Below are 18,560 nucleotides of genomic sequence, written 5' to 3'. Positions count from 1 at the left end.
TGCAGTGCTGAAGATATTCGGCGTCTTCGAGGAAGACGATGATGTCGAGGACATGGGCGACCGCGCCATTCAGGCGGGCGAGGCGGGCATCAAGCCCGAGAAGTTCGACACCTACGACGAGTACATGGCGGAAATCCGCAATTTCAAGCTCGACCCGGAGCGGTCGGCCGAGCTGTCCAGCGTGGAGAAACTCGCGGCGGGGTTGGGAATCGGGGCGGTCGGGCTGGAGAAGAAGCTCGATGCGCCCGAAGGGTCGATGGGGGTACTGTGGCTGCTGGCCGCGAGCAACCCGGCGTTCTTCACGGCGGATCGTCTGGTGCATCTGGTCAAGAGTGGTGCCGATCTGCTGCAAGTGGCCAGTTTCTTCGACGGCAAGCTCGGGCCGGCGGACGCCGTGTCCACGCGGCAGACCCTGATGGGTGTCGAGCGCGATTTCTCGCCGGGCAAGAGCGACGAGGCGATCTACGCCGAGCTGAACGTCGCCAAGACCGCCGTGCGCAACCTGGAGCACTGAGAGATGACACAAGCTCATGCCCATGCTGGGTGGCTGGCGCTGGCCTTGGTGGCGGATCAGGTGGCCTGTTTCTCTCACCAGGGCGGGTGGTCCTGGCGGCGGGAATCGGTGCATGGCGAGGAGTGGTACCTGCTGCCGCAGGCGGGGGGCGGTCTGCCTGCTGTGCTGGATGAACTGAGCCTGCGCTTCAATCGGTCGGATCGGCTGGCGGGGTTCGAGGTGCATCTGCTGGTGTCGCAAGGGGCGCTGTCTCGGGTGACGGATGTGGGGCGCGATCTGGCGGGGGTCGGTTGTCAGCGGTGGCAGGTGCTGCGGTGGGAGCCGCTGCGGGACCGGGCGGGGATGCTGGCGGGGACGCTGGCCGAGGAGCCGTTGCCGGCGCAGGGTTGGTTGCAGGCGCACCTGTTGCCGCTGCTGGAAAGCACCTTCCACTACCGGGACGAGGCCGGCGCCGCCGAGCGCGCACGGGCGCAGCGGCAGCACGAGGACACGCTGGAGAGCCTGCGGGCGGAGCGGCTGCGGCTGCAGGCGGATCTGAACGCCATGCGCGATCAACTGGCGGCGCTGCAGCGGCCGAGCGTGGAGGCGCTGCTGACCTACCTGCCGGCGATCTACCGGCAGGTGTTCGGCGTCATCAGCGCGTCCGATCTGGCGCTGCTGGGAGGCGAGACGCGCGTGCCGCAGATTGCGTCGCCGTGGTCGGAGCCGAGTGCGGACACGCTGCTGACGCTGCAGCGGCAGATCCACCGGCTACCAACACAGGAGCGGGACCGGCTGCGCGAGTTCTGCCTGCGGCTGCCGCACAAGCTTGAGGTGCGGCCGGAAATGCGGGCTTGGCTGCGCAGCGAATAAGAGAGACGTGATGAGCAAACAAGAAAGAAAACGCCTCGAAAAGCTCCAGTCCGAGACGGAAAAAGAAGCCGGGGGATTCAGCCTGGAAAAGCTGACATTCCCGGATCTGCTGCTGTTGCTGCAGCACGATGACAGGCTGCGGACACTGGTTCGGGAAATCGTCGAACCGCCTACCGAGGCGAATGAACAAGCCGCAGAAGCGCATCCGGCAACGCCGCAGAAGGTCGCCATCGAACCCGAAGAGGTCGCACCACCTCCGCGCATGATTCCCGCGCCTTGGTATGCACCGCCGCCGCCGCCCCCTCCGCCACCGCCTGCACCTGTCGATCCACTGCGTGCGCAGTTGGCGACCGAATTGGCCTTGCTGAAGGCGGTGCGGGCCGACGAGGAATTGGCCCACGACTGGCTGCTGCCCGATGGCGAACACGAGGGCCAGCAACTGGTTCGCCTGATTGCACGGATCTCGCATTGGGACACGGTCGTGGACCTGTGGGATCTGCTGGCCAACCGCTGCAAGCGGGACAAGCGCGCGGCCACCTCAACCGAACTGCAGATCCTGGCGACGGCCGTGAAGGTTCACAACCTGCGCTGGCGAGGCCGACAAGCCAAGCTCTGCAACGCCGAACCAGGCTCCCCTTTCGACTTTCGCCACCACCAGCGCGGCACGCCAACCGGCGAAACCATCCGCGCCCAGTGGCTACCCGGACTGACCAATGCCGGCGGTGAATCCCAGAAAAACCCGCTGGTCCAGACTTAACCATCTTCATCAGGTTCTTGAAAAATGAATCCACAAGATCTCAGTTTCCCGACTTATTTTCCATATTTCCTGCGCGACAAAACTATCGCCATTTTGGAGAGTGAACTGCAGGCCATTGCAAGTCAAATCGAAAGAAATTCATTCATATTCTTGAAATCATTCAATACATTCTATGAGACATCGTCTCAATTGATATGGGGGTGGGCAAATGAATCTATTGATGTCACAGAAGGAAAAAAGCGAGCAAGCAAAGCAGAATGGGGATCCATCAAAGGATGGCGATTACCCACCAAAGAAGAACTCACAGCGTTTGCCAAAGCCAATGGAAACCCCATGCGCTCCGGACGAAAATTCAGGCTACACGAAGTCGAGTTCTGGCTATGCGATGGTGGAAGCCTTTATCTAGAGGACGGATGCTTCAATATTTATCAAAATAGTCCAGGTCACTTCATTTTATGCAACGGTAAAATAAATAGCCAGCAACTCGTTCTTTTGGCATTAAAAAACAACTGGAGCGTTCTGCAAGGCGAAACGGATTTGCTTGCTGGGATTCGTGCCAAGTTGGAAACGGCGGGGAGCGTCTATGCTCAGCAGGGGTTGGCACTGATCGACCACCTGATCTGCCGTCAGCCCCTGCTCGAAGAAGCCCAGTTCACCGACCCCAACAAGGGCCTGTGGGAAGCCTGGGGCCAATCCGAAGAAGACCAGAAAGCCTTCGGCATCCGCCCCCGCAACCCCGCCCTCGACGTGCGCCGCGACCCCATCGCCATCGACTTCGGCACCAGCAGCACCGTCGTCGCCCACGACCACAACGGCCGCCCCGAGCTGATGCGCATCGGCGTCAAGGACTTCTGGGAAAAGCAGCACCCCTCCCACTACGAAAACCCCACCGTCCTGGAGTTCATCGACATCGCCGCGATGCTGGAGGCATGGCAGACCACCGCCTACCGCCCCGGCGTGCTGTGGGACCAGGTGCGCTGCTCGCACGAGGCACTGCACAACTGGCGCCACAACGAAAGCGACCCCGTCGTCGTCAGCAGCATCCTCGGCAAGATCAAGCAATGGGCCTTGCGCCAGCCGTGGAACGCCCGGCTGCGCATCACCGACCAGAAACACCGACTCGAACACGAACTCGCCCGGCTCACCCCACGCAACCCCGCCAAGGGCCAGCCGCTCACCGTCAGCGACCAGGATCCCTTCGACCCGGTCGAGCTGTACGCCTGGTTCCTCGGCATGAACATCAACTGGCGCGGCCGGGGCCTGTTCCTGAAGCACTACATGAGCTTCCCGGTGGACTACCCGCAGGTGATCAAGAACAACATCCTGGCCTCCTTCCGCCGGGGCCTGCAGCGCAGCCTGCCGCCGACGCTGGTGAACCAGCCCGTCTTCAACGACTTCACGGTCGAAGAGCGCGCCTCAGAACCCGCTGCCTATGCCGCCATCGCCTTGCCGACACTCGACATCGCGCCCGGCGCCGGCAAGGGTGTCGCCTACGCCGTCTTCGATTTCGGCGGCGGCACGGCCGACTTCGACTACGGCTACTACCGCGAACCCGACGTGCAGGAGGAAGACGCGGGCTGGGAAGCCGTCTTCGAGCGCCACGGCGTGGCGGGCGACATGTTCCTCGGCGGCGAGAACCTGCTGGAGAACATGGCCTACCAGACCTTCATTCACAACGTCGAGATCTGCCGCCAGAAGAAGATCGCCTTCACCCGTCCGCTCGACGCCGAGCCTTTCGTGGGCAGCGAGCTGCTGCTGGAGAGAACCCGCGCCGCCACGACCAACACCCTCATGCTGATCTCTCGCCTGCGCCCGCTGTGGGAAACCGGCCAGCTCGCGGGCAGCAGCGGCAGCAGCGGCGTGCAGAAGATGGACCTGCTCACCCGCGACGGCAACAAGGTGAGCTGCGAGATTGCCATCCCACAGGAAGCCTTGCGCACCTACCTGGCCGAGCGCATCGAAAGAGGCGTGATCGGCTTCCACGCCGGGCTGGCCAAGGCGTTCGCAGGGGGCAAGCCGTCATCGTCTGCGCCACCCGAGGAGGTCCATGTGCTGCTGGCCGGCAACGCCAGCCGCTCGCCGCTGGTGGCGGGCCTGTTCGGGCTGACGGCGACGAACGAGGTGGCCGCCGCCGAAGCCCTCGCCGCCGCCCATGACCGGGTGCAGACCTTCCTGGTCGATCAGTTCAAGGGCGAGCCGCCGCGCCTCATCGTCCATCCGCCGCTGCCGGCCGACGATCAGGATGTCTACCGCCCGACAGGCAAGACCGGGGTGGCACTCGGCCTGCTGCGGCTGTGCCCCGGCGGTGCAGTCAAGGTCATCGACCGTGCACGGGAGGCAGCCCGGGACGAAGCGCCCTTCGCCTTCTACGTCGGCCGGATCCGCCTGGGCAAGTTCGAGCCGGGGCTTTCGCAGGGTGTGCCTTATGACGAATGGCACGAACTGGGGGTGCCGCGTGAGCGGGTATTCAACCTCATCTACACCCGCTCGCCGATGGCCGGCACCGGGACGATGAAGGAAGGCTCCAGCAACCTGACCAAGTGGCCGCTGGACCTGGCTGGAGAGTGCGAAGGCCAGCGCGTCTACGCTCGCGCCATCGGCCCGTACCAGATCGAACTCTGCACGGCCCGCTCAATGCCGGAGGCCGAGCAGGGACAGGAGGAGGCGCAAGCCATGGAGAATTTCCGAGTGCTGGAGCTGGCCTGAGCGGGGCCGGGCAGCGGCGAGCCGATCAGGCTTTTGTCGTGCGAAACGGGTTGAGGATCGTCAGGCGCCCCTCGATCACTTGACCATGCTGCATGTCCTCGGAATACAGCATGACGCACCCTGCATCCAGTGCCGCTGCCACGATCAGGCTGTCCCAGTAGCTGATCGACAACTGTTCGCGCAACTGCGAGGCGTGCAGAAACTGCGCCTCGCTGATGTCCGTGACCAGACAGTCGGCGTACCAGCTACGCACCAGCTCTCGAATGGCCGCCTCCGCTACACCGGCTTTGCGCAGCAGGTTGACACTGACCTCCCGGATCACCTGCGTGCTGATGACGGGCCTGGGCTGTGCCGCGATCAAGGCACGGGCCGTAGCTGCCCGAGGGTCAGGCCGGGAGGTCTCGATCAAGGCATACAGCCAGACATTCGAGTCGATGAACACCTCAGCGGGCATTGGCTTCGTCCCGGCTCAGGGGTTGGAACGATTCGACCCGGAATGGCCGCTGAAAGAACGCGGTGATCGGCTGCACATCGGCCGAGGTCGTGGCATCCACACGCCCTTCTCTTCGCGCTCGCGCAGCTAGAAAGTCAACGAAATCGAAGACCTCGGCCTGCTTGTCCTGCGGCAGCGCCTGCAGGGTTCGGATCAGATCGGCGTAGCCCATGTGTGCCTCGGTCGCGTTGTCGAACGGCATTGAGTCTAGTCCGAGCCATGCCGCCAAGCCACATCTGCTCAGAAAACGCTTGGCCCCCTCTGCCACAATTCCGCCCATGGACACCCCCGACACGCTCGCCCCCCAGGACATCCCCGCCTACATGACCCGCGTCGGCGAAGCCGCCCGCGCCGCTGCAACGCAGATGGCCGCTGCCTCGACGAACGCCAAGAACCGCACGCTGCTGGCGCTGGCCCGGCTGCTGCGCGACAACGTGGCACCGCTGGACGCCGCCAACGCGCTCGACCTGACCGCCGCCGCCGCGAACGGCCTGTCCGGCCCGATGCTCGACCGCCTGAAGCTCGGCGCCCAGGTCATCGCCACCGTCACCGAAGGCTGCGAGCAACTGGCCGCGATGCCGGACCCGGTGGGCGAGATCACCGGCGTCAAGCGCCGCCCGACCGGCATCAGCGTCGGGCAGATGCGTGTGCCGCTGGGCGTGTTCGGCATGATCTACGAGAGCCGGCCGAACGTGACGATCGAGGCGGCGTCGCTGGCGATCAAGAGCGGCAACGCCTGCATCCTGCGCGGCGGCTCGGAGGCGATCCACTCCAATCTGGCGCTGTGGAAGCTGGTGCAGGCGGCCCTCGTCGAGGCTGGCCTGCCCGCCACCGCCGTGCAGCTCGTCGAGACCACCGACCGGGCCGCCGTCGGCCGGCTGATCGCCATGCCCGCCTTCGTCGACGTCATCATCCCGCGTGGCGGCAAGGGCCTGATCGAGCGCATCTCGGCCGAGGCCAAGGTGCCCGTCATCAAGCACCTGGACGGCAACTGCCACACCTACATCGACGCCGAGGTGGACATCGCCCAAGCGCTGGTCGTCACCGACAACGCCAAGACGCAGAAGTACAGCCCCTGCAACGCAACCGAGTCGCTGCTGGTCCACGCTGACCAAGCGGCCACCTTCCTGCCGCAGATCGGCGCCATCTTCGCCGCCAAGGGCGTCGAGATGCGGAGTTGCCCGCGTGCCAAGGCGATCCTGTCGGATGTGGCCGGCGCGACCGTCGTGGACGCGACCGAGGCCGACTGGTTCGAGGAATACCTCGCGCCCGTCATCAGCGTGAAGGTCGTGGACTCGCTCGCCGAGGCCATCGCCCACATCAACCGCTACAGCTCGCACCACACCGACGCCATCCTGACCACCAACCACCCGAACGCGATGCGCTTCCTGCGCGAGGTGGACTCGGCCAGCGTGATGGTCAACGCGAGCACCCGCTTCGCTGACGGCTTCGAGTACGGCCTGGGCGCCGAGATCGGCATCTCGACCGACAAGTTCCATGCCCGCGGCCCGGTCGGCATGGAAGGGCTGACCTCGCTGAAGTACATCGTGCTCGGCCAGGGCGAGATCCGCCAATGAGCACCGCCGTGGCCGCCGCCCGCGACCCGCGCACCGCCCTCGTGCTCTTCTCGGGCGGGCAGGACTCGACCACCTGCCTGGCCTGGGCGCTGGACCGCTTCCAGCGTGTCGAGACGGTCGGCTTCGCCTACGGCCAGCGCCACCTGATCGAGATGGACTGCCGGCTGACGGTGCGCGACGCGGTGCGGCACCAGTTCCCGCAGTGGGCCGACCGGCTCGGCGAGGACCATGTGCTCGACCTCGGCCTGATCGGCCAGCTCTCCGACACCGCGCTCACCGCCGAGCGCGCCATCGAGTTCGAGGCCAACGGCCTGCCGAACACCTTCGTGCCCGGCCGCAACCTGCTCTTCCTCGGCTTCGCGGCGACGCTGGCCTACCGGCGGGGCGCGTCGGTGCTGGTCGGCGGCATGTGCGAGACCGACTATTCGGGCTACCCGGACTGCCGCGACAACACGCTCAAGGCACTGCAGGTGGCGCTCTCGCTCGGGCTGGCCACGCCGATGACGCTGGAGACGCCGCTGATGTTCCTGACCAAGGCGCAGACCTGGGATCTGGCCGAACAGCTCGGCGGACGCGCACTGGTCGAGTTGGTCATCGAGCACACGCACACCTGCTACCTAGGCGAGCGCGGCCAGCGCCACCCGTGGGGCCACGGCTGCGGCCACTGCCCGGCGTGCGAACTGCGCCACCAAGGGCATGCGGCCTGGCTGGCCGACGCAGGCTGACCCCGGCGGCCACCACGCCGCCCACACTGGAGAGACGCAATGAACATTGCCACGCTGGTGATCCTGGCCGTGCTGGCGTTCTGGATGCTGGGCGCGCACAAGCGCCTCAAGCGCCTGCGCGCCAAGACCCACCACAGCTACGGCCCGCTGGCCAGCCACCTGCGCCAGCGCCATGCCGTGGCGCTGGCGCTGGCGGAGGCGGCCCGCCCCTTGCTGCCCGGTGATCTGCAGCCAGTGGCCGCCCAGCTGATCGACGCCGCCCGACAGGCCAGCCGCGCCACCGACGAGGCGCAGGCCCGCGGCATGCGCGGCAACACGCTGCAGGTGGTCGGCAGTGCGGAGCAGTCGCTCGGCGTCTTGCTCGACCGCCTGGTCGGCGAACTGCAGGACCTGACCTCCGGCACTGGCCCTGAGCCGGCCATCACCGAACTGCTGCGCCAGCGCGATGCGCTGCAGGAGCAGATCCACATCAGCCGGCTGGTCTACAACCGCGAAGCCGAGCGCTACAACCACGCGCTGCATGTCTTCCCGACCACGCTGGTGGCGCTGGCGTGGCGGTTCAAGGAGGCTCCGCTGCTGTCCGGTCAGACGGCGCTGCGGGTGAAGGGCCAGCCCAGCAGCCCGATGCCGCTGCTCTGAAGGCAGGCTTGCGGAAACACTTTTCGGCTGGACAAGGCGGCGCTCCGGGGGGCAGGATGCCAACATTTGCCGAATTTGCGATTTTTGATCCATGCCCGCCCCTTCCCTGCTGCGCGCTTCGCCGAGGCTGGATCCTGCTGCGCAGGATGCGTGGTCACGGCTGGAACGCCTGCAGGGCGAAGGCGAGCGGCGGGCCGCTGTGCTCGCCTTGCTGCTGACGCGGGACAGTGACCGCGAGCGGCGGGCATGGGAAGAAGCGACCCGCGGCGTCACGGCCAGCGCACAGGTGCGCGACTGGACGTGGCAATTGCCGGCCAGCGCCCGCCTGCCCGCGCTGAGCGGACTGCTGCGCCAGTGCGCCGCCGAACCGCTGGAGGAACGGCAGGCACTGCTGCGCAGCCTGCGCCGGCTGATGTGCGCCGACGGCCAGATCAGCGCCCTCGACCGGCTGGCCTGGCTCACGGTGCGCCAGCAGATGGCCGGACCGCCACGCCCCCACCGCGGCGGCGTGCGCGAACACAACGCACTGGAGCACCTGCCCCTCGCGCTGCGCCAGGCCATCGCGCAGTTCACGGCCTATCTGGCCCGCCTGGTCCCGGTGGGCGCCACCGGCGTGGACGGGGTTCTCGTCGGCGTCGTGGGCACCATCTGGTACGACACGGTGATGCGCGGGGTGTGGGGCACCGAGGCCCTGCCGCCCACCTGCCATGTGCCGGATGTCGACGGCCTCGGCCGGGCGCTGCAGACACTGCAGGGGCTGGGCTGGATGCACCGCCCGGTGCTGGCGCGGCTCTGGACCGATGCCGCCAACACCCGCCCGGGATTGCTCGTGCATGCCGGAGAGGCCCTGCCCGCCGCCGCCGAGGCGCTCTGGCTGGCCTGCACGCTGCTCGATACACCACATCCCCCGGCGCTGTCCTGCCACTTCATTCAGGTCGAGACGGGCTTCGGTCAGGAACTGCAGGCCGGCGGCACGTAGACTGCCGCCCGTGAACCCGACTCCTGCCACCCCGACCCCCTCCACCCACGCCCACAGCCTGCCGCTGTCCCGCCTGCTCGCCCACACGGCGGACGCCGTCGCCGCCGTGCGGTCCGGCCGCTCGCTGACCGAAGCGCTGGCCGCCTGTCCGGCGGCGGCGCGTCCCGGCACGCAGTCGCTGAGCTTCCATGTCATGCGCTGGATGGGCGGCGCCGAAGCCGCCCGCGAGCGCCTGGCCCCGCGCCGGCCGCCGCCGCGTGTCGACGCCCTGCTGATCACCGCCCTGGCGCTGCTCTGGCCGGACGCTGCCGCCCCGTATCCCGACCACACGCTGGTCGACCAGGCCGTGGCCTGCGCCCACCAGATCGCACCGAAGAGCGCCAGCTTCGTCAACGCGGTCCTGCGCCGCTTCCTGCGCGAGCGGGAGGCGCTGGTCGCCGACCTGAAGGCGACGCTGCCGGTGGCCCGCCACCAGCACCCGCGCTGGTGGATCGACCAGCTGCAGCGCGACTGGCCACGCCAATGGACCGACCTGCTGGCCGAGTCCAACCGGGCTGCGCCGATGGTGCTGCGGGTCCATGCCGGTCATGGGGATGCGGCCAGCTATGTCGCCGAGCTGGCGGCAGCCGGACTGAACGCCCGTGCAGCGGGGCCGCACGCCGTGGTGCTCGACCAGCCGGTGCCGGTGCAGGGCCTGCCCGGCTTCACTGACGGCCGTGTCTCGGTGCAGGACCTGTCCGCCCAGCAGGCGGCGCCGCTGCTGCTGGGCACCGGCGCGGACGCCTTGCCCGCGGGCGCACGGGTGCTGGACGCCTGCGCCGCCCCCGGTGGCAAGACCGCCCACCTGCTGGAGCTGCGACCGGATCTGGCGCTGCTCGCGCTCGACAGCGATGCCGTCCGGCTGCGGCGGGTCGACGAAACACTCGCACGGCTGCACCTGCAGGGCGCCCGCACCGCCGTGGCAGACGCGCGTGACACGGCCGCGTGGTGGGACGGCCAGCCCTTCGACGCCATCCTGCTGGACGCGCCCTGCAGTGCCTCCGGCATCGTGCGGCGCCACCCGGACGTGCGCTGGCTGCGCCGCGCCAGCGACATCGGCGAGCTGGCCCGCACCCAGCGGGCGCTGCTGGACACGCTGTGGCCGCTGGTGCGCCCGGGCGGGCGGCTGCTGTACGCCACCTGCTCGGTCTTCCGCGCCGAGGGCGCGGGACAGATTGCAGCGTTTTTGCAACGTCACAGCGACGCCCTCGCCGGCCAGGCGCCCGGCCACCTGCTGCCGCTGACCGACAATGCGTCGCCTGCGGGCGACGGATTCTTCTACGCCCGGCTGGACAAGCCGACCTGACCCCTGCCTGCCTGCATGCAAACGCCTGCCCACTGCCTCGACTGCCCGACGCGCCGGCGTTCGGTCGCGGCCGTGTGGGTGGCACTGGCGCTGGTGCTGCTGCTGGCGATGGTCCCGGCCCGCGCACTGGACCTGCTGCGCCTGGACGCCCAGCGCAGCGAGCACGGTGTGCAGCTGAGCTTCGAGACGCGCTTCGACCTGCCGCCCAGCGTGGAAGATGCGCTGCAGCGCGGCGTGGCCCTGCATTTCCTGGCCGAGGCGGTGCTGATGCGCTCGCGCTGGTACTGGCGCGACAAGGAACTGGCCCGCACCACCCGCACCTGGCGCATTGCCTACCAGCCGCTGACCTTCAGCTACAAGGTCAGCCAGGGCGGGCTGTCGCAGAGCTACCGCTCGCTCGGCGAAGCGCTGCGGGCCCTGCAGCGCTTCAACCAATGGCGCATCGCCGATCCGGTGCCTGCGGAGGACGGTCGTCACTACATCGAATTTACCTACCGGCTCGACACGGAGCAGCTGCCACGGCCGCTGCAGATCGGCATCGGCAGCCAGCCGGAATGGACACTGCGGGTGGCACGCACCCTCGCATTGCCCGACTGAACGACCGGGTCACACGCCATGAGCCGCCGCTCCCTGCGCTGGACCCTGCTGATCGCCATGCTGGCGGTGGGCGGCACCGTGCTGGTGCTGGCCTTCCTGCTGTCGATCGCCACGAACAACCGCGTGCTCTACGAGCGCCATTACGAGTGGCTGCTGTGGGTCAACGTCGGCGTGGCCACCGCGCTCGGGCTGGTGATCCTGGTCGCGCTGACCCACCTGGCGCGGCGCATGCGCCATGGCAAGTTCGGCAGCAAGCTGCTGTTCAAGCTCGCAGCGATCTTCGCGTTTGTCGGCGTGGTGCCGGGGGCGCTGATCTACGGCGTGTCCTACCAGTTCGTGTCGCGCTCGATCGAGAGCTGGTTCGACGTCGAGGTGGAAGGCGCGCTCGAATCCGGGCTCAATCTCGGCCGGACCACGCTGCAGCTGCTGGTCAACGACGTCGCCACCAAGACCCGCCTGGCAGCCGAAAGCGCCACCGAGAACTCCGACCGACTCAAGCTGCTGACCCTGGAGCGCCTGCGCGAGCAGCTCTCGGCGCAGAGCGTGGCGCTGCTGTCGGCGACGGGACAGGTGACGCTGTCGGCTGGGGGTGCAGTCGGCGCGGCAATGCTGCCGGACCGGCCGACCAGCGCGATGATGCGCCAGGCACGCAACCTGCGCGTCTACGCCCAGCTGGAAGGTCTGGACGCCGACAGCCCGCCAGACCCCCGGGACCGGGCCGCCAGCCAGGCCCGCGTGCGCGCCATCGCCTGGATGCCCTCGACCAGCTTCAGCCTCGGCAGCGAGGACCGCTACCTGCAGATCACCCAGATCGTGCCGCCCGATCTGGCCGCCAATGCCCTGCGCGTGCAGACGGCCTACAGCGAATACCAGCAGCGTGCCCTCGGCCGCGGCGGCCTGCGCAAGATGTACATCGGCACGCTGACGCTGACGCTCATCCTGGGCGTCTTCAGCGCGCTGCTGATGGCTGCCGGCCTGGGCCACCAGCTCGGCCGACCGCTGGTGATGCTGGCCGAGGGCGTGCGCCAGGTGGCCAGCGGCGACCTGAGTCCGACCGAGGTCTTCGCCTCGCGCGACGAGCTGGGCGGTCTGACCCGCTCCTTCGCCGTGATGACCCAGCAGCTCGCCGACGCACGCGGGCTGGTGCAGCGCAGCCTGGCCGAGGTCGAAAGTGCCAAGACCCACCTGCAGACCATCCTCGACAACCTCACCTCCGGAGTCATCGTCTTCGATGCCAGTGGCCGCATCAACACCGTCAACCCCGGCGCCGCCCGCATCCTGTGCGTGGCACCGGGTGCCTGGGCCGGCCAGACCCTGGAGCAGCTGCCGGGCCGGGACGACTTCGCCCGCACCGTCGCCAGCCACTTCGCCACGCATGCCGCCGACCTCGACCCCGGCGAGCACGGCGACGCAGGGCGCGGCCACTGGCAGGAAGCCCTCACGCTGGGCCATGCGGACGCCGGACAGACCTTGCTCGTGCGGGGCGCGCTGCTGCCGGAAGGCGCGCGGCTGATCGTGTTCGACGACATCACCGATGTCGTGTCCGCCCAGCGCAGCGTGGCCTGGGCCGAGGTCGCCCGCCGGCTCGCGCACGAGATCAAGAACCCCCTCACCCCGATCCAGCTCTCGGCCGAGCGGCTGCAGCACAAGCTCGAAGCCAAGCTGACCGGCACGGATCAGCAGATGCTGGTGCGCTCGGTCGGCACCATCGTGGCGCAGGTCCAGTCGATGAAGACCCTGGTCAACGAGTTCCGCGACTACGCCCGCCTGCCCGCCGCGCAGCTGCTGCCGCTCGACCTGAATGCACTCGTCACCGAGGTGCTCGGGCTGTACGCCGTGCAGCAGGAGAGCGGTCGGCTGCACGCCCAACTGGCGCCTGATCTGCCCGCGTTGGCAGGAGATGCGAGCCAGTTGCGACAAGTCATCCACAATCTGGTCCAGAATGCACTGGATGCCGTCAACGACATGACAGACGGGCAAGTCATCATCTCGACCGAAGCGGCACGGGGCGAAGATGGCGTCGCCCGTGCCATTCGTCTCAAGGTGGTGGACAATGGCCCTGGTTTCTCCGAAAAAATCCTGAAACGCGCGTTCGAGCCTTACGTCACCACCAAAGCCCGCGGCACGGGTCTCGGACTGGCGGTGGTCAAGAAGATCGTCGAGGAACACGGCGCCAAGATCCGGTTGAACAACTTGTCCGACGAAACACAAGAAACAGCCCACGGCCCGGCGCGAACCGGGGCACAGGTGTCCATCTCCTTCTCGCGGTGGGCACGCCCACCCTCTGCCGACGTCAGCGCGTCCTGATCACCCATGGCCAATATTCTTGTCGTCGATGATGAAATGGGCATCCGTGCCCTGCTGCAGGAAATCCTGACCGACGAAGGGCACAGCGTCGAGCTGGCCGAAAACGCCGCTCAGGCCCGCATGCTGCGTGAACGCCAGCGCCCCGATCTGGTGCTGCTGGACATCTGGATGCCGGATGTGGACGGCATCACCCTGCTCAAGGAGTGGGGAGCCGGCGCGCAACTCAACATGCCGGTCATCATGATGTCCGGCCACGGCACCATCGACACCGCCGTCGAAGCCACCAAATACGGTGCCATGGCCTTCCTGGAGAAGCCGATCACGCTGCAGAAATTGCTGCGGGCGGTCGAGCAGGGCCTGTCCAAACCAGCCCCGCGCACGGCTGCGCCCGCCAGCCCGCCAGGGACACCCGACCAGGCCACGGCCGGACTGGCGCGCATCGAACGCGCGGACTATCTGCCGGCCACGGAAGCCGCCCACTACGCGGCCCCTGCACACCACTACAGCCACGGCATCAGCAACGGTGCAGCGACCGCCCCCGGCATCACGATGGCCAGCGGTCCGCAGGCCGAGCAGATTTTCCTGCTCGACCGTCCGCTGCGCGAAGCCCGCGACGCCTTCGAGAAGGCGTATTTCGAGTTCCACCTCGCCCGCGAGAACGGCAGCATGACCCGCGTCGCCGAACGCACCGGGCTGGAGCGGACCCACCTCTACCGCAAGCTGAAGCAGCTCGGTGTGGACCTGACCCGCAACAAGCGCGGCGCGGGCGCCTGAAGCCGCCGCATCGGCAGGCCAGAAAAATTTTCCACCAAAAGACTTGGCAAACGAATCCAGTCGAGCCATAATCTCTTTCTCGACGGCCTGGTAGCTCAGTTGGTAGAGCAGCGGATTGAAAATCCGCGTGTCGGTGGTTCGATTCCGCCCCAGGCCACCAAGAATACGTGCACGAAATCAACGGGTTAGACGCTTCAGGCGCTAACCCGTTTTTCTTTGCCCGTCGCGCAGGTCGCCGGGGCGAAGCCCGGCTGGCACGGCGCGCCTCAGGCGCCCAGTGCCCCTGCCGGCTGCTGCGGCCCGTGGGCGTGCGTGTCCCCGCACGGCCAGTCGGACAACTTGCCCAGCGCACCGGTCGGCAGCCGCTCGCCCACGGTGAACGCCCTGGGCCGCTCCGGGGCCGTCAGGTGCTGCGCCACCCAGCGCATCAGGGCGTCGGGCAAGGCCGCCCGGTCCGCCTCGCCGCGCGGCACGACAAACGCCTTGAGGCGCTCGCCTTCCGCTTCCGTCATCCGGCGCACCGCCGCGTCCTGCACCTGTGGATGTGTCAGCAAGACCTGCCGCACACGCTCGGGAAACACATTGGTGCCGCAGACCTGCACGGCTTCGTCATGCCGTCCGAACACCTGGAATCGGTCCTCACCACACCAGGCGAGCCGGTCCTGCAGCGTCTGCCTGACAGGGTCTTCGCCGGGCAGGAGGCGCTGCAGAGCCGTGTCGTCGCTGGCCAGCCGCGACCAATGCGGCATTAGGCGATACGGCTCGGCGGTGCTGTCGCGCCAACCAATGCCTGCGGTCTCCGAACTGCCATAGACCTGCACCAGGCGCTGCAGGCCGAGATCGGACAGGGCCATGGCCACCGTGTCCGGACAAGATGCCGTGGAGCTGACCCCGACGACGTTCGGCGGCAGGCGCCCGGCGTGGCGCGCCACAAGCGCCCAGTGCGCCGGATGGCTGACGAGCAGATCGCCCGGCGCCAGCCTCGCCGCCAGTGCCTGCGGCGTCATCCGGCGCACGTCGTGCACGGCCATGCCCGGCCAGCGGGCTGGCAGGAGCACGGTGAACAAGAAGCCGTAGATGTGGTGGGCCGGCACGGCACTGAACACGCGCCGCCGACCGCCGAGCAGGTCGGCCAGGACATCCACCTCCTGCTCCAGCGCGGCCAGTGCATGGGTGCAAGGCTTCGGTGCACCCCGGCTGCCCGATGTGCGAAAGGTCATCCGCAGGCCGGCATGGTCCAGCCCGAGGCGGGCCAGGTCCACCCATTCACCAAAGCGGCGGCGCACGAGCAGCAGGTCTTCCACACCGCTTTCGTGCAGGTGCAGCGTCTCGTTCAATGCGGAGGCGATCGACAGACGTTCCAGCGAATCCAGCCCCAGACCCGGCTCGTCCAGCAGGAGATCCGCCGGCCATGGCGGTGGCTCGACACCGACGCCAGGGCGCAGGTGCGCCAGTTCATCCGCCACGAGGTCACCGACCAGCCGCGCCAGCACACCGGGCTGGTGCCACCACGGCGCACGCCCATGCCCAGGTGCATCGGCTGCCATGGTCAGACCCGCTTGACGAAGATCCAGTAGGTCTGGCCGGACAGTGCACGCTTCATGTGCACCTTCACCTTGGTGGCCGCCATCTTGTTGTCGAACACGTACTCGAAGATGGTGTTCAGATTGCCCGACTGCACGCCCGCATCGAAGATGCCCTTGAAGGCCGGACGGTTGGTGCAGGGGGCCACATCCCGGAAGAAGTTGCGCCCGATCACCGCCTTGGGATCCCGGCCGGTGATGGCGCCTTCGGTGGCGTTGTACTTGAGGATCTTGCCAGTGGCGTCCACCTCGACGGCGCCGAAGGCGAGCTGATTGATCTGCGCCGGATTGAGCTTGGCGAGGACATTTTCGATGTCCGTCTTGCCGAAGGTGACCAGTTCGAAGGAGGGAGTTACCGCGGTCGTCATGTGGATGCCTTGAGGGGTCGAGGAGATCTACCGCTCATCGGACGGGTTGCCGCCAACTTGAGCCCCGGCGCAGCGCTTCAGAAACGTTCCCAGTCGTCGGTGCCCGTTCGCGTGGCGGCAGAGTCCTGGGGGGCTGCGGTCGACATGGCCGGTTCAGCGGGCACGGGCAGCGATTTCGGCGCTTTCTGGCTGAAATCCGGGCGGGTCACGTTGCGCGCACGGTCCTCGCCGCGGCGCTCCTGGCCGTTCCAGGCGTCGTGGGTCGCGGCGATCGCCGGTGCCCTGCCGGCCGCCGCCACATGCCCGAGCTTGAACAGCGCCACGGCCTGGACCAGCGCCTGCGCCTGCTGCTTGAGGCCTTCGGCCGCGGCAGCAGATTCCTCGACCAGCGCGGCATTCTGCTGGGTCACCTGGTCCATCTGCCCGACCGCCTGCCCGACCTGCTGCACACCGAGGCTCTGTTCGGCACTGGCCGCGCTGATCCGGGCCACGATCTCGCTGACGTGCTTGATGGAGGCCACGACATCGTCCACGGTGCGTCCGGTCTGGCTGACGAGGGCGGAGCCTTGTTCGACACGCTCCACGCTGGTGTTGATCAGGCCCTTGATCTCGCGGGCCGCCGCCGCCGAGCGCTGCGCCAGCGAGCGCACTTCGCCCGCCACCACCGCGAAGCCGCGGCCTTGCTCACCCGCCCGCGCCGCCTCCACCGCGGCGTTGAGCGCCAGGATGTTGGTCTGGAACGCGATGCCATCGATCACGCCGATGATCTCGGCGATCTTGCGCGACGCGGCGCTGATGCCCTCCATCTTGTCCACCACCTGGGACACCATCTCGCCGCCCCGCACGGCCACATCCGTGGCGCTCTGGGCCAGGGCATTGGCCTGCTGGGCACTTTCCGCGTTGTTGCGAACGGTCGAGTTCAGCTCGTCCATCGTGGCGGCGGTCTGCTCCAGCGCGCTGGCCTGCTGCTCGGTGCGGGCGCTCAGGTCCAGGTTGCCCTGGGCGATCTGCACACTGGCCGTGGCCACGCTGTCGGCGTTCTGGCGCACGGTGCCGACCACCCGGATCAGGGAGGTGTTCATGGTGGCCATCGCCGTCATCAGCTCGCCCAGTTCGTCATGGGAAGTCGCCACCGGCGCGTGCGTCAGATCTCCGTTGGCAATGCGCACGGCCGAGGCCCGCGCCGTCTCCACCGCCTGCGTGATCGAACGGGTCACCCCGCGGCCCAGCGCCAGCCCCAGCAGACTCAGCAGCAGACACGACCCCAGCAACAGCCACTCGCTCTGGCGACCGGCGTGCAGGCGTTCGGCCAGCGCAGTCTCCAGGAAGTCACCGGCCTTGTGCTGCAGGCCGTACACCTGGTCGATCGATTCGGTCATGGAACGGAAATAGTCTGCCGAGGCCAAGGTCAGCGCCGTCGCCCCCAGCACCTGCTCCTGCGTGAGCCGCTGGGCCGAGGCGATCGCCGCCTGCACCCGCACCACATCGTCCGCCAGCAACGCCTTGGCGGCCGGGTCGAGGTGGAACACCGTGTCCAGGCTCAACGCCACCGCGCGGGTCTCGCGCTGCGCGCGGTCCACCAGCGCCAGCAGTGCGGCGCGCTGCTCGGGTGTCAGCTCCTGGCGGGCCAGCGCCAGCGACCCGAGCGCACGCATCTGGCCCAGCGACTCCGAAATCTCCGGCGACTGCTGCAGCGCCGCCACCGTCAGGAAATGCGGCACCGGCTGGGACTCCAGGCTCAGCCCGGTGACGTCCAGAACCCGGCCGTGCAGTTCGAGCTGGCGGGCGATCAGCGCCGTGTGGCGCTCGAAACTCTGCGGACCGGACACGCTGCGGCTGGCCACATCCTTGGCCAGCGCGCGCCAGTCCGTGACCACGCGCTCCCAGTCCGCCTGCAGCCGACCGCCGTCGTCCAGCGCGCGCGACAAGGTGCCAAAAGCCTCCACCGCCTGCTCCGCCTCGGCCTGCCGGCTGCTGCGCTGCGGCTCGACATCCGACTTGCCTCCCAGCATGGCGGCCGACAGCCCCCGATGCTGCTGCGTCAGCTGGACCACCCGCAGCAGCCCGCGGGATGGGGCAATCCCCTCCAGCTCGGAGCGAACGTGGTCCAGGTGCTGTTCCACGCTGTGCACGTAATAGCCCAGTGGCAACAGCACCATCACGGCCGCCACCACCCCCAGCAGGGAGAACTTGTGCGCAAGACGGAGGTCACGGAGGAATGGGGGCATGTTGGGCTCGTGAAGGCTGGAATCGGCGCAGTCCCAGCATGGCACCGCGCACTGACCAGTATCGACACCCCGGCTGCAGCCCTTGGGCGGAAAGTGCGCGCAGAACCCCCGTCAAT

Annotated in this window: 17 protein-coding genes and 1 tRNA gene; 13 read left to right on the top strand and 5 right to left on the bottom strand. The window is 67.9% G+C overall.

The genetic code is table 11. The features are described from left to right. Window positions 1-4: 4 nt before the first annotated feature. From U5O44_RS02410 to U5O44_RS02395, 4 genes are all read left to right on the top strand, one after another. Window positions 5-514 (top strand): hypothetical protein, encoded by a 510-nt coding sequence (locus U5O44_RS02410; RefSeq protein ID WP_322586867.1) that lies wholly within the window; start codon window positions 5-7, stop codon window positions 512-514. Window positions 515-517: 3 nt separating this feature from the next. Continuing rightward, window positions 518-1,366, top strand: coding sequence for a hypothetical protein (locus U5O44_RS02405; RefSeq protein ID WP_322586866.1), 849 nt, complete (start codon window positions 518-520; stop codon window positions 1,364-1,366). A gap of 10 nt (window positions 1,367-1,376) precedes the next feature. After that, entirely contained in the window at window positions 1,377-2,123 is a 747-nt protein-coding gene (locus tag U5O44_RS02400) for a hypothetical protein (protein WP_322586865.1), read from the top strand. Between the two features lie 597 nt (window positions 2,124-2,720). Further along, the gene (locus U5O44_RS02395; protein ID WP_322586864.1) at window positions 2,721-4,829 is read left to right on the top strand and encodes an Hsp70 family protein; all 2,109 of its coding nucleotides are present in this window, start codon (window positions 2,721-2,723) and stop codon (window positions 4,827-4,829) included. 25 nt (window positions 4,830-4,854) lie between these two features. Here U5O44_RS02395 and U5O44_RS02390 read toward each other — a convergent pair whose 3' ends face one another. Beyond that, a complete protein-coding gene (locus tag U5O44_RS02390; RefSeq protein ID WP_322586863.1) occupies window positions 4,855-5,283 on the bottom strand; it encodes a PIN domain-containing protein in 429 nt (142 codons plus the stop codon). Continuing rightward, entirely contained in the window at window positions 5,273-5,524 is a 252-nt protein-coding gene (locus U5O44_RS02385) for a hypothetical protein (protein ID WP_322586862.1), read from the bottom strand. Before U5O44_RS02385 ends, U5O44_RS02390 begins: the two co-directional genes overlap by 11 nt. Before the next feature lie 121 nt (window positions 5,525-5,645). Here U5O44_RS02385 and U5O44_RS02380 point away from each other — a divergent pair, with 121 nt between their 5' ends. From U5O44_RS02380 to U5O44_RS02340, 9 genes are all read left to right on the top strand, one after another. Then, window positions 5,646-6,899: a glutamate-5-semialdehyde dehydrogenase gene (locus U5O44_RS02380; protein ID WP_416222116.1), complete on the top strand. Its 1,254-nt coding sequence runs from the start codon at window positions 5,646-5,648 to the stop codon at window positions 6,897-6,899. Continuing rightward, complete coding sequence (queC, locus tag U5O44_RS02375) at window positions 6,896-7,624, top strand: 7-cyano-7-deazaguanine synthase QueC (RefSeq protein ID WP_322586860.1); 729 nt, start codon at window positions 6,896-6,898, stop codon at window positions 7,622-7,624. Before U5O44_RS02380 ends, queC begins: the two co-directional genes overlap by 4 nt. 39 nt (window positions 7,625-7,663) lie before the next feature. Next, window positions 7,664-8,263 carry a LemA family protein gene (locus tag U5O44_RS02370; protein WP_322586859.1) on the top strand — a complete coding sequence of 200 codons (600 nt, stop codon included), beginning with the start codon at window positions 7,664-7,666 and terminating at the stop codon, window positions 8,261-8,263. A gap of 91 nt (window positions 8,264-8,354) precedes the next feature. Further along, window positions 8,355-9,242, top strand: a complete 888-nt coding sequence (locus tag U5O44_RS02365) for a hypothetical protein (protein WP_322586858.1) — start codon at window positions 8,355-8,357, stop codon at window positions 9,240-9,242. Window positions 9,243-9,252: 10 nt separating this feature from the next. Then, window positions 9,253-10,587 carry a 16S rRNA (cytosine(967)-C(5))-methyltransferase RsmB gene (gene rsmB / locus U5O44_RS02360; RefSeq protein WP_322586857.1) on the top strand — a complete coding sequence of 445 codons (1,335 nt, stop codon included), beginning with the start codon at window positions 9,253-9,255 and terminating at the stop codon, window positions 10,585-10,587. Between the two features lie 15 nt (window positions 10,588-10,602). Continuing rightward, complete coding sequence (locus U5O44_RS02355; RefSeq protein ID WP_322586856.1) at window positions 10,603-11,184, top strand: DUF4390 domain-containing protein; 582 nt, start codon at window positions 10,603-10,605, stop codon at window positions 11,182-11,184. An 18-nt stretch (window positions 11,185-11,202) separates the two neighbouring features. After that, complete coding sequence (locus U5O44_RS02350; RefSeq protein ID WP_322586855.1) at window positions 11,203-13,491, top strand: sensor histidine kinase; 2,289 nt, start codon at window positions 11,203-11,205, stop codon at window positions 13,489-13,491. A gap of 6 nt (window positions 13,492-13,497) precedes the next feature. Beyond that, the gene (locus U5O44_RS02345; protein ID WP_322586854.1) at window positions 13,498-14,265 is read left to right on the top strand and encodes a response regulator; all 768 of its coding nucleotides are present in this window, start codon (window positions 13,498-13,500) and stop codon (window positions 14,263-14,265) included. An 84-nt stretch (window positions 14,266-14,349) separates the two neighbouring features. Next, a tRNA-Phe gene (locus U5O44_RS02340) sits at window positions 14,350-14,425 on the top strand. Between the two features lie 106 nt (window positions 14,426-14,531). Here the strand turns inward: U5O44_RS02340 and pcl are convergent. The 3 genes from pcl to U5O44_RS02325 form a co-directional block, all read right to left on the bottom strand. Further along, window positions 14,532-15,812, bottom strand: a complete 1,281-nt coding sequence (gene pcl, locus U5O44_RS02335; protein WP_322586853.1) for a 4-coumarate--CoA ligase — start codon at window positions 15,810-15,812, stop codon at window positions 14,532-14,534. A gap of 2 nt (window positions 15,813-15,814) precedes the next feature. Continuing rightward, entirely contained in the window at window positions 15,815-16,216 is a 402-nt protein-coding gene (gene pyp / locus U5O44_RS02330; RefSeq protein ID WP_322586852.1) for a photoactive yellow protein, read from the bottom strand. 77 nt (window positions 16,217-16,293) lie between these two features. Then, window positions 16,294-18,444 carry a methyl-accepting chemotaxis protein gene (locus U5O44_RS02325; RefSeq protein ID WP_322586851.1) on the bottom strand — a complete coding sequence of 717 codons (2,151 nt, stop codon included), beginning with the start codon at window positions 18,442-18,444 and terminating at the stop codon, window positions 16,294-16,296. Window positions 18,445-18,560 lie beyond the last annotated feature (116 nt).

The sequence above is a fragment of the Sphaerotilus sp. genome, from assembly GCF_034519685.1.
GTDB lineage: Bacteria > Pseudomonadota > Gammaproteobacteria > Burkholderiales > Burkholderiaceae_C > Sphaerotilus.
This window is presented reverse-complemented; position numbering and strand designations above follow the sequence as displayed.

What these genes read in the sequence shown, in the direction of transcription:
- U5O44_RS02390 (WP_322586863.1), bottom strand. Translation starts at nt 5,283, where the DNA reads ATGCCCGCTGAGGTGTTCATCGACTCGAATGTCTGGCTGTATGCCTTG.
- U5O44_RS02380 (WP_416222116.1), top strand. Translation starts at nt 5,646, where the DNA reads ATGACCCGCGTCGGCGAAGCCGCCCGCGCCGCTGCAACGCAGATGGCC.
- U5O44_RS02350 (WP_322586855.1), top strand. Translation starts at nt 11,203, where the DNA reads ATGAGCCGCCGCTCCCTGCGCTGGACCCTGCTGATCGCCATGCTGGCG.
- U5O44_RS02385 (WP_322586862.1), bottom strand. Translation starts at nt 5,524, where the DNA reads ATGCCGTTCGACAACGCGACCGAGGCACACATGGGCTACGCCGATCTG.
- pcl (WP_322586853.1), bottom strand. Translation starts at nt 15,812, where the DNA reads ATGGCAGCCGATGCACCTGGGCATGGGCGTGCGCCGTGGTGGCACCAG.
- U5O44_RS02370 (WP_322586859.1), top strand. Translation starts at nt 7,664, where the DNA reads ATGAACATTGCCACGCTGGTGATCCTGGCCGTGCTGGCGTTCTGGATG.
- U5O44_RS02325 (WP_322586851.1), bottom strand. Translation starts at nt 18,444, where the DNA reads ATGCCCCCATTCCTCCGTGACCTCCGTCTTGCGCACAAGTTCTCCCTG.
- queC (WP_322586860.1), top strand. Translation starts at nt 6,896, where the DNA reads ATGAGCACCGCCGTGGCCGCCGCCCGCGACCCGCGCACCGCCCTCGTG.
- U5O44_RS02405 (WP_322586866.1), top strand. Translation starts at nt 518, where the DNA reads ATGACACAAGCTCATGCCCATGCTGGGTGGCTGGCGCTGGCCTTGGTG.
- U5O44_RS02400 (WP_322586865.1), top strand. Translation starts at nt 1,377, where the DNA reads ATGAGCAAACAAGAAAGAAAACGCCTCGAAAAGCTCCAGTCCGAGACG.
- U5O44_RS02345 (WP_322586854.1), top strand. Translation starts at nt 13,498, where the DNA reads ATGGCCAATATTCTTGTCGTCGATGATGAAATGGGCATCCGTGCCCTG.
- U5O44_RS02355 (WP_322586856.1), top strand. Translation starts at nt 10,603, where the DNA reads ATGCAAACGCCTGCCCACTGCCTCGACTGCCCGACGCGCCGGCGTTCG.
- pyp (WP_322586852.1), bottom strand. Translation starts at nt 16,216, where the DNA reads ATGACGACCGCGGTAACTCCCTCCTTCGAACTGGTCACCTTCGGCAAG.
- U5O44_RS02365 (WP_322586858.1), top strand. Translation starts at nt 8,355, where the DNA reads ATGCCCGCCCCTTCCCTGCTGCGCGCTTCGCCGAGGCTGGATCCTGCT.